Consider the following 16610-nt stretch of genomic DNA (forward strand, 5'->3'; position numbering starts at 1 on the left):
ATTGGATTATTGGTACTGGGCGCAAAGTTGGCGGACCGCGCTGACCACGCGATCCACATCGGAATCTTCCATGCCGGCAAACATCGGCAGCGTAACGATGGCGCGGCCAATGCGCTCGGCCACCGGGAACATGCCCGGCTTCCAGCCGAGTTCGCGGTAGAGCTTGAACAGGTGGATGGGCGGATAGTGCACGCCCGCGCCGATGCCCAGCGCCTTCAGGCCAGCCATGAAGCCGGCGCGATCGACCTTCAGGCGATCCAGCGGCAGCACGATTTGGAACATGTGCCAGTTGGTGTGCGTGAAGTCCTCTACGGGCAGCTCAACGCCGAACGACTCGATATCGGCTGCGCGCATGCCGGCAAAGTAACGGCGGGCCAGGGCAGCGCGGCGTGCGGTCACGGCTTCAAGCTGGGCGAACTGGCCCAGGCCGATCACGGCATTCACGTCCGTGAGGTTGAACTTGCCGCCCACCAGGTCGACTTCCATGCCGTCAAAGCCGGTACGCACGACGCCTTGTAAGCGATATTTCTCGGCCAGCACGGCTTCTTCGGGCGTGTTCAGCACCAGCGCGCCGCCTTCGATGGTCGTGATGTTCTTGTTGGCCTGGAAGCTGAAGCTGACCAGGTCGCCAATCTGGCCGATGCGCTTGTCGCCCCAACGCGAACCAATGGCTTGCGCGGCATCTTCCACCACGCGCAGCTTGTGGCGGCGGGCGATGTCGTAGAGGCGATCCATGTCGACGGGCAGGCCCGACAGATAGACCGGAATAATGGCCTTGGTGCGCGGCGTGATGGCGGCCTCGACTTTGTCCAGATCGATGTTGCGCGTCACCGGGTCGATGTCGACGAAGACCGGCTTGGCGCCGACCGTCAGCACCACATTGGACGTGGCGACCCACGAGATCGGCGTGGTGATTACCTCATCGCCGGGGCCAATGCCCGCAATGCGCAGCGCGACTTCCATCGTGGCCGTGCCGTTGGCGAATGTGCGGACGATGCGGCCGCCGAAGTACTCCGACAGCGCGGCTTCGAACGCGGCAACCTTGGGGCCCGAGGTGATCCAGCCCGAGCGCAGCACATCGGCCACGGCGGCGATGGTCGCCTCGTCAATGGTCGGGCGCACGAAGGGCAGGAACGGAAGTTCGGCTGTGGCGGTGGTTTGCGTCATGACTTGAATGAGGTTGGGTGCTGGGGGCGGGCACATCGGCTCACGAGCGAGCCAGCACAAGTACGCCGACGAGGATGATCGCGATGCCGATCAGGCGCTGCACCGACAGCACTTCGCCAAACAGATACCACGCCAGGAAGGCGTTGACCACGTAGCCCAGGGAGAGCATCGGATACGCGATGGTTACATCCACGCGCGACAGACCGAGAATCCACACCACCACCGAGATGACGTAGCACGACAGGCCGCCAATGATGGGCCACTGTGTTGCAAGCTTGATGCCGATCGGCAGGATGTTGTCGGCCGAAAACGCAAAGCGGCCGATGTTGTTGACGCCCGCCTTGAGCAGCAGCTGGGCGCACGCATTGAGCATGACGCCCGTCAGGATCAGCCCGAAAGTGACCAGATTCATGTGTTCTTTTGATGTTTTACAGACTGCGGCGGTTTCCCCGTGCGGATATTCTTAATCCCGCCGCCGGGCCGCATGTTACGACAATTCCGCTTGCGCGCCCCTTTCGACAATCCGTGGCGGTGAAACCTAGTTGCGCCGGACGATCACGCGGCGGGCATCGCGGGCGATCACGATCATCGGTACGCCCTGGGCTGCCAGCCGGTCATAGGTACCCGGTCCCATCATGGCGACGGCCTGACCGCCGGCTTTCCAGTGCGCCACGAACGCTTCGGTGGTCGGCACCCACTTGGCCGGCTCCTGTTTAGCGCCGAAGGCCAGCTCATCAGGTTCCTGCACCATGGTGGTGGGCCGGCCGAGGTAAAACGGCATTGTATGGTCCAGACGCTCCACCGCATAGAACGGCACGTCGGGCTTGAGCCACGGCTTGACGGCTGGTACGAGATCGATACCCGACATGGAGCGCCCGAAAGCTTCGTGGCCCAACATCGCCGCCGTAAATGTCAGGAACCACGCGCACGCAAATGCGGCCACGCTCTCGAAGCGCCGATCCGCCAAGCGAAGTGCCAGCCACGTGAACCCTGCTCCCGCCACGAACGCCACGGCCAGGAACATCGCAAATCGGGAAAACACGGCGTTCGGGTACATGTCCGACGACATGGTCGCCACGTAACCGCTGGCCGCCAGACCAGCCAGCGCCAGCGCCAGGAAGCCCTTGAGTTGCCAGCGCCACGCGTGCTCGCTGGTGTGCTCGAGCACCAGGGCCGCCAGAATCGCCAGCGCTGGGATGATTGGAAAGATATAGCCCGGCAGCTTCGAGTCGGAAATGCTGAAAAACGCGAAGATCAGGACAGCCCACAGGCCGAGCATGAGCGTGGGGCGGAAACCGTTGCTGGCGGTTTCACCGCGTGCAAGGGTCAGGCGTGCAGCGCCGGGCAATTGAGCAAGCCACGGCAGGAACCCGGCCACCAGCAATGGCACGAAGTACCAAAGCGGCGCGTTTCGGTTATGCACGGTCGACGTGAAACGCTGGAAATGCTCGTGCACGAAGAAGAACCACGCGAATTCCGGGTTGCGTATGGAGATCAGGACGAACCACGGCGCGCCGACGGCAAAGAAGATGATCAGCCCGCTCACCAGATGCAATCGTTTCCACAGGGCCCAGTCGCGCGCGACCAACGTGTAGACCACCAGCACAAAACCCGGCAGGACCACGCCGATGAGGCCCTTGCTCAGCACAGCCAGCGCCATTGATGCCCAGCAGGCCCACATCCAGCCGCGTTGTTGAGCGCGCGTGGCATCCGGATGCTGCGCGAGCAGTAGCGCACCCAACGCCATCGTCATGCAGCCGGCCACGCCCATGTCGAGCGAATTGAAGTGCGAGCCCACGTTCCACAGAGGCGCGCTCACCAGCACCAGCCCGCTGATGACCGCCGTCCGTTTGCCCCACCAGCGCGCCGCCGCCAGCATCGTGAAAACAATGCCGACGATGCCGGAAAGCGCCGTGAACAGCCGCGCCTGCCAGTCGCCGATGCCAAACAGCGTGTAGGCGAGTGCGGTGCCCCACATTTGCAGCGGCGGCTTCTCGAAATACTTCAGGGCGTTGTAGCGGATGGTCACCCAGTCTCCCGAGACGAACATCTCGCGCGCGATTTCGGCGTAGCGACCTTCATCGGTGGGGATCAGGTGCCGGTAGCCCAGCGTGCCGAGCCAGATGGCTAGGAACGCAGCAGCCAGCAGCCACAGCGACGCATTGCGCCAGGGGAGGATGGGCGCTTGAGCAGTGCGGTCGATCGGCATGCGGTCAGGCACGCTCGATTAGCAGGGCGGCGGCCACTTTGCGGCCTTCCAGCATCAGGATGTTGTACGTGCGGCCGGCGGCCTGCAGGTCCATGGCGTCCACGCCGATGCGCTTTTCTGTGAGCGGCACCGTCAGCCGCGGGTGCGGGAAGCGCAGCTTATTGCCGGAGCCGAAGATCACCACTTCGGCGCCCAGTTCGAGCAGGCGAGCGAAATGCTCGGGCGTCAGATCCTCAAAGCGCGACACATCCCACTGCACCACGGCGCCCTCGGGCATCACCAGCACGGAGTGCTCGTAGCGCACCTTGTTGATTTCGATATAGCCGTCGCCATAGCCGGTAACGGTATTGAGAATGGTCGACGAATCGGATGAATGAAGCTTCAAGGCGGGAATCCCATCGGGCGCGATGACTGCGGCGCATACGGCGGCACGCAGGCAAAGGCGCTAGGTTTCAGACTTCGGGCAGGTTTCGCTGCGTTGCAAAAATGCCCGCCTAAGTCTGTCATAATGGGCTAAATTATATCTTTTTCTCTCCTTCGCCCGCCGCGCCACAAGCGAATGTCCGGCAAGGAATAGCGTAGCGGCGCCTGCCGCTGTGTGGCGTTACCGTCGCCGCTTTGCTGCGCCACAGAATGTCCCGTAGTTCCAGCCGTTCAACGTCGCCACTCGCCGCCTTGCCCGTGAAAACGATCCAGAAATCCGCCAAGCTCAACAACGTCTGCTATGACATTCGCGGCCCCGTGCTCGAGAAGGCCAAGCAGATGGAAGAAGAGGGCCACAAGATCATCAAGCTGAATATCGGCAACCTGGCCGTGTTCGGTTTCGATGCCCCTGAAGAGATCCAGCAGGACATGATCCGCAACCTGCCGAATTCGGCGGCGTATTCGGATTCCAAGGGCATCTTCGCGGCGCGCAAGGCGGTGATGCACTACACGCAAGAGCAGGGCATCAAGAACGTCACGCTGGAAGACATCTATCTGGGCAACGGCGCGTCGGAGCTGATTTCGCTGGCCACCAACGCGCTGCTCGACGCCGGTGACGAGCTGCTGCTGCCGGCGCCCGACTACCCGTTGTGGACCGCCGTGACCAGCCTTTCGGGCGGCACGCCGGTGCACTACATCTGCGACGAAGCCAATGGCTGGATGCCAGATCTGGACGACATCCGCGCCAAGATCACGCCCAATACCAAGGGCATCGTCGTCATCAACCCGAACAACCCGACCGGCGCGCTGTATTCGGACGAGCTGCTGCTGGGCATTGTCGCCATCGCGCGCGAACACGGCCTGGTGATCTTCGCCGATGAGGTGTACGACAAGGTTCTGTTCGACGACAACAAGCACACCGCGATCGGCTCGCTGTCGGAAGACGTGCTGACGGTGACGTTCAACAGCCTGTCGAAGAGCTACCGCTCGTGCGGTTACCGCGCGGGCTGGATGGTCGTGTCCGGCGACAAGCGCCCGGCCAAGGATTACATCGAAGGCCTGAACATGCTGTCGTCGATGCGCCTGTGCGCCAACGTGCCGGGGCAATGGGCGATCCAAACCGCGCTGGGCGGCTACCAGAGCATCAAAGACCTGGTGGCACCGGGCGGCCGCATGCGTCGTCAGCGCGACTTGGCGCACGAGCTGATCACCGCCATCCCTGGCGTGACCTGCGTCAAGCCCAAGGCTGCGCTGTATATGTTCCCGCGTTTGGACCCAGCGGTGTATCCCATCGAAGACGACCAGACCTTTATCCGCCAGCTGCTGGAAGAAGAGCGTGTGCTGCTGGTGCAGGGCACGGGCTTCAACTGGCACTCGCCAGACCACTTCCGCATCGTCTTCCTGCCGCACGAAGACGATCTTCGTGAAGCGATTGGCCGAATTTCGCGCTTCCTGGAGCGGTACCGTCAGCGTCACGGTACTGGCATCCGGGCCGCATAAACTCGGTCTTCCGCCAGATCAGTAACTGCGGGGCAGACCGAAGTGTCTGCCCTGTGTGTTTTTTGCTTCTCCGCTTTTTCGTTTCTTTACGACACGTCTCATGAATCCCATCAAGATCGGCCTGCTCGGGCTCGGTACCGTCGGTGGCGGTACCCTCAAGGTTCTGCAACGGAACCAGGAAGAAATCCGCCGTCGTGCGGGTCGCGGCATTGAAGTCGCCATGATTGCAGTGCGCAATGTCGACCGCGCCCGCGCTATCGTGCAGGAAGCCGGCGCGACCGTGCCGGTGGTGAACGACCCGTTTGCGATTGTGGATTCGCCCGAGATCGATATCGTCGTGGAGCTGATTGGAGGTTACGACCTGGCACGCGAACTGGTGCTGCGTGCCATCGCCAACGGCAAGCACGTTGTCACCGCCAACAAGGCGCTGCTGGCCGTGCATGGCAACGAGATCTTCAAGGCCGCGCAGGACAAGGGCGTGATGGTGGCGTTCGAGGCTGCCGTGGCTGGCGGCATTCCGATCATCAAGGCGCTGCGTGAAGGCCTGACGGCCAACCGCATCGAGTGGATCGCCGGCATCATCAACGGCACCACGAACTTCATCCTGACCGAGATGCGCGACAAGGGTCTGGACTTTGATACGGTGCTCAAGGAAGCCCAGCGCCTGGGCTACGCCGAAGCCGATCCGACCTTCGACATCGAAGGCTTTGACGCCGCGCACAAGCTCACGCTCATGAGCGCCATCGCCTTTGGCGTGCCGGTGCAGTTCGAGCGCGCGTATGTGGAAGGCATCACGAAGTTGGAAGCCGTCGACATCCGCTACGCCGAAGAACTCGGCTACCGTATCAAGCTGCTGGGCATTACGCGCCGTGTCGAAGCGGGCATTGAGTTGCGCGTGCATCCGACGCTCGTGCCGGCCAAGCGCCTGATCGCCAATGTCGAAGGCGCGATGAACGCCGTGGTCGTCAATGGCGATGCCGTGGGCCCGACGCTGTACTACGGCAAGGGCGCTGGCGCCGAGCCGACCGCTTCGGCCGTCGTCGCCGATCTGGTGGACGTGACGCGCCTGCACACGGCCGACCCGGAACACCGCGTGCCGCATCTGGCGTTCCAACCGGACGCGCTGTCCGACACGCCGGTGCTGCCGATCGACGAAGTGCGTTCGAGCTACTACCTGCGCATGCGCGTGGCCGATGAAACCGGCGTGCTGGCCGACATCACGCGCATCCTGGCCGAAGGCGGCATCTCGATCGACGCCATGCTGCAGAAGGAATCGCGCGAAGGCGAGCCGCAGACCGACATCATCATGCTGTCGCATGTGACGGTGGAAAAGCGCGTGAACGCCGCCATCGCCGCCATCGAAGCGCTGCCGACCGTGCTGTCGAAGGTCACGCGCATCCGCATGGAAGAACTGAACTAAGCGCAGGACATGAGCATGCAATACCGATCGACCCGCGGCCACGCAGAGCCGCAGAGCTTCTCCCGCATCCTGCTGGGCGGCCTGGCGCCGGACGGCGGCCTGTACCTGCCTGAGCAGTACCCGCAGGTCAGCGTTGACGAGCTGACCCGCTGGCGCGACCTGCCGTACGCCGATCTCGCGTTCGAAATCCTGCGCAAGTTCGCCACCGACATTCCCGAGGACGACCTGCGCGCATTGACCCGCCGCACCTACACGCCCGAGGTCTACTGCAACGCGCGCGCCGGCGATAACACCGCCGACATCACGCCGCTGCACAAGCTGGGCGAGGAAGGCGGCACGTCGCTGTCGCTGCTGTGCCTGTCCAACGGCCCGACGCTGGCCTTCAAGGACATGGCGATGCAGCTGCTGGGCAACCTGTTCGAATACGCACTCGACCGTGAGCACGCCGAGCTGAACATTCTGGGCGCGACCTCCGGCGACACGGGCAGCGCCGCCGAATACGCCATGCGCGGCAAGCGTGGCGTGCGCGTGTTCATGCTGAGCCCGCACCGCAAGATGAGCGCGTTCCAGACCGCGCAGATGTTCAGCCTGCAAGACAAGAACATCTTCAACATCGCCATCGAAGGCGTGTTCGACGACGCGCAGGACATCGTCAAGGCGGTGTCGAACGATCTCGAATACAAGGCCCGCCAGAAGATCGGCACGGTCAACTCGATCAACTGGGCGCGCGTCGTCGCCCAGGTCGTCTACTACTTCAAGGGCTACCTGCTGGCGGCCCCGAAGATTGGCGACAAGGTGTCGTTCTGCGTGCCGTCGGGCAACTTCGGCAACGTCTGCGCCGGCCACATCGCGCGCATGATGGGTTTGCCGATCGACAAGCTGGTCGTTGCCACGAACGAGAACGACGTGCTCGACGAGTTCTTCCGCACCGGCACGTACCGCGTGCGTTCGGCCGCGCAGACGTATCACACCTCCAGCCCCAGCATGGACATCAGCAAGGCCTCGAACTTCGAGCGCTTCGTGTTCGATCTGCTGGATTGTGATCCGGCTCGCCTCGCCCAGCTCTTCCGTGACGTGGACGAAAAGGGCGGTTTCTCGATGACGGGCAAGCCGGAGTTCGACCGCATCGCCGAGTTCGGCTTTGTCTCGGGCCGCAGCTCGCACGCAGACCGCGTCGATACGATCCGCGACGTGTTTGCCACCTACGGCACGATGATCGACACCCACACCGCCGACGGCGTGAAGGTGGCACGCGAAAACCTGACGCCGGGCGTGCCGATGGTGGTGCTGGAAACGGCGCTCCCGGCCAAGTTTGGCGACACCATTCGCGAAGCGCTGGACCGAGAGCCGGAGCGTCCGGCTGGCTACGCTGATATCGAATCGCTGCCGCAGCGCTTCGAAGTCATGCCGGCCGACGCTGACCGCATCAAGGGCTACATCGCCCAGCACACCGGTCTCTGAACCGATGGAAGCAGTGCCGGATGACGGGGCAGGGGCAGCGTTCGAGCGCTGCCTGCACGACATCCGTGCCTGCCGCGAGTGCAAGGGCGCCCTTGCGCACGAGCCTCGCCCGGTTGTGGTGGCGGACCGCCGCGCCCGCGTCCTGATCATCGGGCAGGCGCCGGGCCGCATCGTCCACGAAACCGGCATCCCTTGGAACGACCGTTCCGGGGACCGCCTGCGCCAGTGGCTGCAGATTTCATACGACGATTTCTACGCGGACAGACGCATCGCCGTGGTGCCAATGGGCTTCTGCTTTCCCGGCACCGGCGCGAATGGCGATTTGCCGCCGCGCCCCGAATGCGCGCCCAAGTGGCATCGGCCGTTGCTGACCGCGATGCCCGATGTGAGGCTCGCGCTGCTGGTGGGAACCTATGCCCAGCGCAATTACCTCGACGTGCCGCGCGACTGGTCGCTGACCGACGTTGTGCGCAACGGGCCTGTGCATGACGCCGACGGCCGTGTGCTGTTCCCACTGCCGCATCCGAGCCCGCGCAATCTGGCCTGGTTCAAACACAACCCGTGGTTTGACGCGCACATCGTGCCGGCACTGCGGGCCGCGCTGGCCGACGCATTCGCTTGATACGCCTGCGCTGATGCATGGCATCGGTCTGGAACCGATACAATCGAAATCTCCCTTTCGATTCCGCTTCCCCATTCCCGCATGTCCGCCAACGATGCTCCCGCCCTCAAACCGTCCTTGCTGACGCTCGATGCGGCGCTGTCGCAACTGCTTGCCGCAGTGCGCGCTTTGCACGAGACCGAAACCGTGTCCACGTTGCACGCCAACGGGCGCGTCCTCGCGCAGGCCGTTCGCAGCAGCTTGAACGTGCCGCCCGCCGACAACACGCAAATGGATGGATACGCCGTGCGCGCGGCCGACATCACCGCGCCGGGCACGCGCCTGAAGGTGGCGCAGCGCATCCCGGCCGGCCATGTCGGCCAGCCGCTGAATGCGGGCGAGGCAGCGCGCATCTTTACCGGCGCGCTGATCCCGCCGGGCGCCGATGCCGTGGTCATGCAGGAGCAATGCAAGGCTGACCCGGACGCGGGCACCGTCACCATCGACCACGTGCCTGAATCCGGCGAGTGGATCCGCCGCGCTGGCGAGGACATTGCCGACGGCGCCGAGATCCTGCCGCGCGGCACGCGCCTTGGCCCGCAGCAACTCGGCTTGGCGGCTTCGGTCGGCTGTGCCAATCTGCACGTGGTGCGCCGTCCGCGCGTGGCCGTGTTCTTTACCGGCGATGAGCTTGCTATGCCCGGCGAGCCGCTCAAGCCCGGCGCGATCTACAACTCCAACCGCTTCACGCTGCGCGCGCTGCTGGAAAACCTCGGCTGCGACATCACTGATTTCGGCATCGTGCCCGACACGCTGCAAGCCACGCGCGACACACTGCGCGAAGCGGCCGAGGAGCACGACCTCATCATCACCTCCGGCGGCGTGTCAGTGGGCGAGGAAGACCACATCAAGCCCGCTGTGGAAGCGGAAGGGCGCCTGAACCTTTGGCAGATCGCCATCAAGCCGGGCAAGCCGCTGGCCTTTGGCGAGGTGCGCCGGCCAGAAGGCATGGTCGGTGGCCCCACCGCGTTTTTCATTGGCCTGCCGGGTAACCCGGTGTCGAGCTTCGTCACCTTCCTGCTGTTCGTGCGGCCGTTCATTCTGCGTCTGCAGGGCGTGGCGGATGTGGCCCCGAAGCGCATCCCGATGCGGGCCGACTTTGCGCTGCCCAAGGGTGATCGCCGCAACGAGTTTCTGCGTGCGCGCATCAACGCCAACGGCGGGCTGGACCTGTTTCCCAATCAAAGCTCGGGCGTACTGACCTCCACCGTATGGGGCGACGGCCTGATCGACAATCCGCCCAACCAGCCGATCGGGCAGGGTGATGTCGTCAGCTTCCTGCCGTTCGCGGGTCTGGTGTAAGGAGCGATGGCCATGCAGATTGAGCTTCGTTTCTTTGCCAGCGTGCGTGAACAACTCGGAACCTCGCAGGAGCAGGTGGTCGTGCCGGAGGCCGTGCGCACCGTGGGCGATGTGCGCCGCTGGCTGGCGCAGCGCGGTCCGGTCTGGGGCGAAACCCTGGCCGAAGGTCGTGCGCTGCGCATGGCGGTGGACCACCAGATCGTGCCGGCCGATACCGCTGTGCACGACGGCTGCGAGGTCGCATTCTTTCCGCCCGTGACCGGCGGCTGAGCGCAGGAGACCGACCATGTCCGTCCGTGTGCAGGAAGCCGACTTCGACCTCGGCGCCGAGATTGCAGCGCTGCGTGCCGGCCGCCCGAACATTGGTGCGGTGGCCAGTTTCATTGGCACCGTGCGCGACATCAACGACGGCACCGGTGTGTCCGAGATGGAGCTGGAGCACTATCCCGGCATGACCGAAAAGGCGCTCGCCGACATCGTGAGCGCGGCCATGCAGCGTTGGGACCTGATCGACGCGCTTGTCATTCACCGCGTTGGCAAGCTCAAGCCGCAAGACCAGATCGTGCTGGTGGCGGTGGCTTCCAAGCACCGCGGCGAATCCTTTGCCGCGTGCGAATTCATCATGGATTACCTCAAGAGCGAGGCGCCGTTCTGGAAGAAGGAACAGACGCCTGAAGGCGCGCGCTGGGTCGATGCGCGTGTCACGGACGACAAGGCGCTCGCCCGCTGGGGCATTGCCACCACCAACGCCGGGGCAAACACGGCCAATCAGCCTGGCGCATCTGCGCAACCCAACGACTACGAATAACAAGGACGCGACCGCATGAGCGGAATTGGCATTCTGGCAGTTGGGGTGGGCGCTGCACTGGGAGCCTGGTTGCGCTGGGCGTTCGCCATCTTGTGGAATGCCATCAATCCGGCCTTGCCGTACGGCACGCTGGCAGCCAATCTGGTGGGAGGCTATTTGATTGGCGTTGCGGTGGGTTTTTTCGATACGCACGCGGGGCTGCCGCCTGAATGGCGTTTGCTTGTCATCACCGGTTTTCTGGGCGGGCTGACGACGTTCTCGACGTTTTCCAGCGAGGTTGTCGCCAACATCCTGGCCGGCGACCACCTGATGGGCGCGCTGCATATCATGGCGCATCTCGGGGGCTCGCTGTTCCTCACCATGCTCGGTCTCTGGACGGTGCGCACGTTCAGTTGATCGCAAGGCCGATCACGCAAATTGAATTGCGAATGAGAAGTTTGGTTCACATACTGGTAGTGCCTGCGGTGGCTTAGGGACGTCCAGTAGGGACGTCCAGTAGGGACGTGCAGTATCAGAGGCCGCCGCAGGTTGCTTTGTGTTGTTCCATCCATAACGAGAAGGAGACGCAATGAAACCAACCCGAACGGCGCGCCTGCGACGGCACGTCTCACCAAGCAACCTGATCGCCGCCGGTGCCGTGCTGCTCGCCGGCTGCGGTGTGCTAAGCGCCTGCGGCGGCAGCAATGATGGCAACAACGTGCCGGGCAATACCAAACCGGCCTTTGCCGGCAAGGTGACCATCAACCGGTACGACGGCGTATCCGACGACCTGCTGACCGCCGGCCTGGGCGCAAGCGGCCTGGCTTCAGCCACCGCGCCGACCATCGCCAACCCCACCGCGCCCACGGCAGCCGAGCTGCGCCGCCTGGCGATCTATGCCAACTACCGCGCGCTGGTCGACACGGCAGCCAAGGGCGGTTACGGCACGCTTTATGGCCCGAACGTCGATGCCAGCGGCAACGTCACGCAGGGCTCCGGCATGATCGCCGGGACGGAATATGTGACGTACTCTGACGACGGCACAGGCCAGCAGAATGTTGTGCTGCTGGTGCAGATTCCGGACAGCTTCGACGTCAACAACCCCTGCATCATCACTGCCACCTCGTCGGGCTCGCGCGGTATCTACGGCGCGATTTCCACCGGCGAGTGGGGCCTCAAGCGCAAGTGCGCCGTGGCCTATACCGACAAGGGCACGGGCGCCGGCCCGCACGATCTGGCTACCGACACCGTCGCCCTGCAGGACGGCACGCGCACCACGCGCAGCGCCGCCGGTTCCAACGCGCACTTTGCCGCGCCGCTCACCAGCAGCCAGTTGTCCGCCTTCAACGCCGCCACGCCGAACCGGCTGGCGTTCAAACACGCGCATTCGCAGCGCAATCCAGAGAAGGATTGGGGCTTGTTCACGTTGCAGGCCGTGCAGTTCGCGTTCTGGGCGATCAACGACAAGGTCTCGGCGGCGAGCGGTGCGTTGGTCGGCAGCGCGCTGCCGGTGCGTCCGGACAACACCATCGTCATCGCGTCGAGCATCTCCAACGGCGGCGGTGCGGCCATCGCAGCGGCCGAGCAGGACACCGGCGGGTGGATCGACGGGGTGGCCGTCGGCGAGCCTGGCCTGAACCTGCCGCCCAACACCGGCGTGCAGGTGGTGCGCGGCGGCACGACGCTGCCGACGACCGGCAAGCCGCTGTTCGACTACGTGAGCTACGCCAACGTGTTCCGGCTGTGCGCGGCGTCGTCTACCAGCGTTGCCACCGCGCCGGCACAGGCGTTCTTTGGGAGCCTCACGACGTTCCCGGCAGGCGTGCAGGCCAATCGCTGTGCTGCGCTCAAGGCGGCCGGGCTGCTGACGTCCACCACGGCGGCTGCCCAGGCTGACGAAGCCCTGCAGAAGATGCGTGCCTATGGCTGGGAGCCCGAATCGGACCTCGTGCACGCGTCGATGTCGTTCTACGAGATCGACCCATCGGTGGCGACCACCTTCGGCAATGCTCTGTCGCGTGCAAGCGTGACCGACAACCTGTGTGGGCTGAGCTTTGCGGCCACCGACGCGTCGTTCCATCCGACGGCGGTGAATGCCACGGCGCTCGCCCAGATGGCGGCGCTTGGCAACGGCATTCCGCCCACCTCCGGCGTGCAGCTCGTCAACAACAACGCGCAGGGCGGCCCGACGCGCAGCAACCAGTCGGTGGACTCGACCGGCACGCAGGCCGCCAACCTCGACGGCGCGCTGTGCTTGCGGAACCTGCTGACGGGCGCCGATGCCGCTTCGCAATCGCTGCAGACCGGGATCAGCCAGACGCTGCGCACGGGCAACCTGCAGGGCAAGCCTGCGCTGATCGTGCAGGGCCGCAACGACGCGCTGCTGCCGGTCAACCATGGCTCGCGGCCGTATCTGGGGCTGAACGCCAAGGTGGAGGGCGGCTCGAGCAAGCTGTCGTACATCGAGGTGATGAACGCGCAGCATTTCGACGGCTTTATCGACCTTGTGCCCGGCTACGACTCGCTGTTCGTGCCGCTGGTCCTGTATGAGCAGCGCGCGCTGGACGCCATGTACGCGAACCTGAAGAACGGCACGCCGTTGCCGCCGTCGCAGGTGGTGCGCACGACCCCGCGCGGTGGCACGCCCGGTGCTGCACCTGCCATCAACGCGGCAAACGTGCCGAACTTCACGAGCACGCCGGCCGCGGCCGACCGCATCTCGGTGAGCGTGTCGGGCGGTGTGGCGACGGTATCGGTGCCCAACTGATGCGATAGCCAGGACGATTTTGACGCACTTGGGACGGCGGCGTGGCCAGCAGGCGCGCCGCCGTTTGTTCTGGCGCAAATCTGCATCAAAACTCGCGTTTCCATGCTTGAAAAGCCACCGAAGCTCCCTATCTTTCGGAGCAGTGAAACATTTTCCGCAAGGGGTTTTTAATGCGTTTGGACAAACTGACGACCCGCTTCCAGGAAGCGCTGGCCGACGCGCAGAGCCTGGCGCTGGGCAACGACAATCCGTACATCGAACCCGTCCATCTGCTGCTGGCCATGCTGCGCCAGCCGGATGGCGCGACCAAGAACCTGCTCGCCCGCGCGGGCGTCAACACGGGCGCGCTGGATACGGCGCTGGACCGCGCCATCAAGCACCTGCCGCAGGTGCAGGGTGGTGAACAGGTACAGGTCGGCCGTGATCTGGGCAACCTGCTGCAGCAAACCGAGAAGGAAGGCATCAAGCGCGGCGACCAGTTCATCGCCAGCGAGCTGTTCCTGCTGGCTGCGGCCGACGACAAGGGCGAAGCCGGGCGCATTGCGCGCGAGCACGGCTTGTCGCGCAAGCCGCTCGAAGCCGCTATCGACGCCGTGCGCGGCGGCCAGACCGTCGGCAGCGCCGAGGCCGAAAGCCAGCGCGAAGCGCTCAAGAAGTACACCATCGACCTCACCGAGATGGCCCGGATCGGCAAGCTCGACCCCGTCATCGGCCGCGATGATGAAATCCGCCGCGCCATCCAGATCCTGCAGCGTCGCACCAAGAACAACCCGGTGCTGATTGGCGAGCCGGGCGTGGGCAAGACGGCCATCGTCGAGGGGCTGGCGCAGCGCATCGTCAATGAAGAGGTGCCTGAAAGCTTGAAGAACAAGCGTGTGCTGGTGCTCGACATGGCGGGCCTGCTGGCCGGTGCCAAGTATCGCGGCGAGTTCGAGGAGCGCCTGAAGGCGGTGCTGAACGACATCGCCAAGGAAGAGGGCCGGACCATTCTCTTCATCGACGAGATCCACACCATGGTGGGCGCGGGCAAGGCCGAAGGCGCAATGGACGCCGGCAACATGCTCAAGCCGGCGCTTGCACGCGGCGAGCTGCATTGCATCGGCGCGACCACGCTGGATGAATACCGCAAGTACATCGAGAAGGATGCTGCGCTGGAGCGCCGCTTCCAGAAGGTGCTCGTGGGCGAGCCGAGCGTGGAAGCGACCATCGCCATCCTGCGCGGCCTGCAGGAGAAATATGAACTGCACCACGGCGTGGAGATCACCGACCCGGCGATCGTGGCCGCGGCTGAACTCAGCCACCGCTACATCACCGACCGCTTCCTGCCGGACAAGGCCATCGACCTGATCGACGAAGCTGCAGCGCGCATCAAGATGGAAATCGACTCGAAGCCCGAGGCGATGGACAAGCTCGACCGCCGCCTGATCCAGCTCAAGATCGAGCGCGAGGCCGTCAAGAAGGAAACCGACGAAGCGTCGCAGAAGCGCCTGGACCTGATCGAGCAGGAAATCGAACGCCTGCAGAAGGAATACGCCGATCTGGATGAGATCTGGAAGGCCGAGAAGGGCGCTGCGCAAGGTGCGGCGACGCTCAAGGAAGAGATCGAAAAGATCAAGCTGGAGATCGCCAAGCTGCAGCGTGAAGGCAAGCTCGACAAGGTGGCCGAGTTGCAATACGGCAAGCTGCCCGAACTGGAAGGCAAGTTGAAGGCCGCCACTGCCGCCGAGTCTGCCGGCCAGAAGCAGCCGAACAAGCTGCTGCGCACGCAGGTGGGTGCCGAAGAGATTGCCGAAGTCGTCAGCCGCGCCACGGGCATCCCCGTGTCGAAGATGATGACCGGCGAGCGCGAGAAGCTGCTCAAGATGGAAGACCGCCTGCACGAGCGCGTGGTCGGCCAGGACGAGGCCGTGCGTCTGGTGTCGGATGCCATCCGCCGCTCGCGCGCCGGCATTGCGGACGAGAACAAGCCCTATGGCTCGTTCCTGTTCCTGGGCCCAACGGGCGTGGGCAAGACCGAGCTGTGCAAGGCGCTGGCCGGCTTCCTGTTCGATTCGGAAGAGCACCTCATCCGCATCGACATGAGCGAGTTCATGGAGAAGCATTCCGTGAGCCGCCTGATTGGCGCGCCCCCGGGCTATGTCGGCTATGAGGAAGGCGGTTACCTGACCGAAGCCGTGCGTCGCAAGCCGTACAGCGTGGTGTTGCTCGATGAAGTGGAAAAGGCGCACCCGGACGTTTTCAACGTGCTGCTGCAGGTGCTCGACGATGGCCGCCTGACCGACGGCCAGGGCCGCACGGTGGACTTCAAGAACACGGTGATCGTGATGACGTCGAACCTCGGCTCGCAGCTCATCCAGCAGATGGCGACCGAACCGGCGGACGTGATCAAGGGTGCCGTGTGGCAGGAAGTGAAGACGCATTTCCGGCCCGAGTTCCTGAACCGGATCGACGAGGTGGTGGTGTTCCACTCGCTGGACCAACGCAACATCGAATCGATCGCGCGCATCCAGCTCAAGCGCCTCTCGGCACGTCTGGCGCAGATGGACCTGGCGCTGGAGATCAGCGACGAGGCGGTGGCCAAGCTGGCATCGGCGGGTTACGACCCGGTGTTTGGGGCACGGCCATTGAAGCGGGCCATCCAGCAGCAGCTTGAGAATCCGGTGGCACGGATGATCCTGGAGGGCAAGTTTGCCCCGAAGGATGTGGTGCCGGTGGATTATCGGGATGGGCAGTTCTCGTTTGATCGGGTTGTGCACTGAGGCTGTGTAGTGGTGCGTTAAAAAGCCGCTCCGGAGGATTCCGGAGCGGCTTTTTTGTTTTTGGTTTTTTTGTTGTTGGTGCATCCCTGGTTTCATCCCCTGCCGGGGCTGACTCACTTTCTTTGTCTTGCCAAAGAAAGTAAGCAAAGAAAGG

General features: G+C 64.1%; 14 protein-coding genes. 10 read left to right on the forward strand and 4 right to left on the reverse strand.

From position 1 onward, the window contains the following. Positions 1 to 6: 6 nt before the first annotated feature. From ACCD03_RS22040 to ACCD03_RS22055, 4 genes are all read right to left on the reverse strand, one after another. Positions 7 to 1167 carry a DegT/DnrJ/EryC1/StrS aminotransferase family protein gene (locus ACCD03_RS22040; protein WP_325650139.1) on the reverse strand — a complete coding sequence of 387 codons (1161 nt, stop codon included), beginning with the start codon at positions 1165 to 1167 and terminating at the stop codon, positions 7 to 9. Positions 1168 to 1207: 40 nt separating this feature from the next. Beyond that, positions 1208 to 1579, reverse strand: a complete 372-nt coding sequence (locus tag ACCD03_RS22045; protein ID WP_004626520.1) for an SMR family transporter — start codon at positions 1577 to 1579, stop codon at positions 1208 to 1210. Positions 1580 to 1705: 126 nt separating this feature from the next. After that, a complete protein-coding gene (locus tag ACCD03_RS22050) occupies positions 1706 to 3376 on the reverse strand; it encodes a glycosyltransferase family 39 protein (protein ID WP_413412889.1) in 1671 nt (556 codons plus the stop codon). A 4-nt stretch (positions 3377 to 3380) separates the two neighbouring features. After that, positions 3381 to 3761: an Mth938-like domain-containing protein gene (locus tag ACCD03_RS22055; protein ID WP_045204178.1), complete on the reverse strand. Its 381-nt coding sequence runs from the start codon at positions 3759 to 3761 to the stop codon at positions 3381 to 3383. 296 nt (positions 3762 to 4057) lie between these two features. Between ACCD03_RS22055 and ACCD03_RS22060 the strand changes: the two genes are divergently transcribed. The 10 genes from ACCD03_RS22060 (at position 4058) to clpB (ending at position 16456) form a co-directional block, all read left to right on the forward strand. After that, positions 4058 to 5299, forward strand: a complete 1242-nt coding sequence (locus tag ACCD03_RS22060) for a pyridoxal phosphate-dependent aminotransferase (protein ID WP_045204177.1) — start codon at positions 4058 to 4060, stop codon at positions 5297 to 5299. Positions 5300 to 5399: 100 nt separating this feature from the next. Then, complete coding sequence (locus ACCD03_RS22065) at positions 5400 to 6719, forward strand: homoserine dehydrogenase (RefSeq protein ID WP_045204176.1); 1320 nt, start codon at positions 5400 to 5402, stop codon at positions 6717 to 6719. Positions 6720 to 6734: 15 nt separating this feature from the next. Continuing rightward, positions 6735 to 8180, forward strand: a complete 1446-nt coding sequence (gene thrC / locus ACCD03_RS22070) for a threonine synthase (protein WP_045204661.1) — start codon at positions 6735 to 6737, stop codon at positions 8178 to 8180. A gap of 4 nt (positions 8181 to 8184) precedes the next feature. Beyond that, the gene (locus tag ACCD03_RS22075; protein WP_045204175.1) at positions 8185 to 8802 is read left to right on the forward strand and encodes a uracil-DNA glycosylase family protein; all 618 of its coding nucleotides are present in this window, start codon (positions 8185 to 8187) and stop codon (positions 8800 to 8802) included. Between the two features lie 81 nt (positions 8803 to 8883). Further along, on the forward strand, positions 8884 to 10143 hold the full coding sequence (gene glp / locus ACCD03_RS22080; protein ID WP_413412890.1) for a gephyrin-like molybdotransferase Glp: 1260 nt from the start codon (positions 8884 to 8886) through the stop codon (positions 10141 to 10143). A gap of 12 nt (positions 10144 to 10155) precedes the next feature. Further along, the gene (gene moaD, locus ACCD03_RS22085; RefSeq protein ID WP_009238308.1) at positions 10156 to 10413 is read left to right on the forward strand and encodes a molybdopterin converting factor subunit 1; all 258 of its coding nucleotides are present in this window, start codon (positions 10156 to 10158) and stop codon (positions 10411 to 10413) included. A gap of 16 nt (positions 10414 to 10429) precedes the next feature. After that, a complete protein-coding gene (locus ACCD03_RS22090) occupies positions 10430 to 10951 on the forward strand; it encodes a molybdenum cofactor biosynthesis protein MoaE (RefSeq protein ID WP_413412891.1) in 522 nt (173 codons plus the stop codon). Positions 10952 to 10966: 15 nt separating this feature from the next. Continuing rightward, positions 10967 to 11347: a fluoride efflux transporter CrcB gene (crcB, locus tag ACCD03_RS22095; protein WP_413412892.1), complete on the forward strand. Its 381-nt coding sequence runs from the start codon at positions 10967 to 10969 to the stop codon at positions 11345 to 11347. A gap of 172 nt (positions 11348 to 11519) precedes the next feature. Further along, the gene (locus ACCD03_RS22100) at positions 11520 to 13697 is read left to right on the forward strand and encodes a 3-hydroxybutyrate oligomer hydrolase family protein (protein ID WP_413412893.1); all 2178 of its coding nucleotides are present in this window, start codon (positions 11520 to 11522) and stop codon (positions 13695 to 13697) included. A gap of 170 nt (positions 13698 to 13867) precedes the next feature. Next, positions 13868 to 16456 carry an ATP-dependent chaperone ClpB gene (clpB, locus tag ACCD03_RS22105; RefSeq protein ID WP_045204171.1) on the forward strand — a complete coding sequence of 863 codons (2589 nt, stop codon included), beginning with the start codon at positions 13868 to 13870 and terminating at the stop codon, positions 16454 to 16456. Positions 16457 to 16610 lie beyond the last annotated feature (154 nt).

Source organism: Ralstonia sp. Ralssp135, from assembly GCF_047304345.1.
Classification (GTDB): Bacteria; Pseudomonadota; Gammaproteobacteria; order Burkholderiales; family Burkholderiaceae; genus Ralstonia; species Ralstonia chuxiongensis.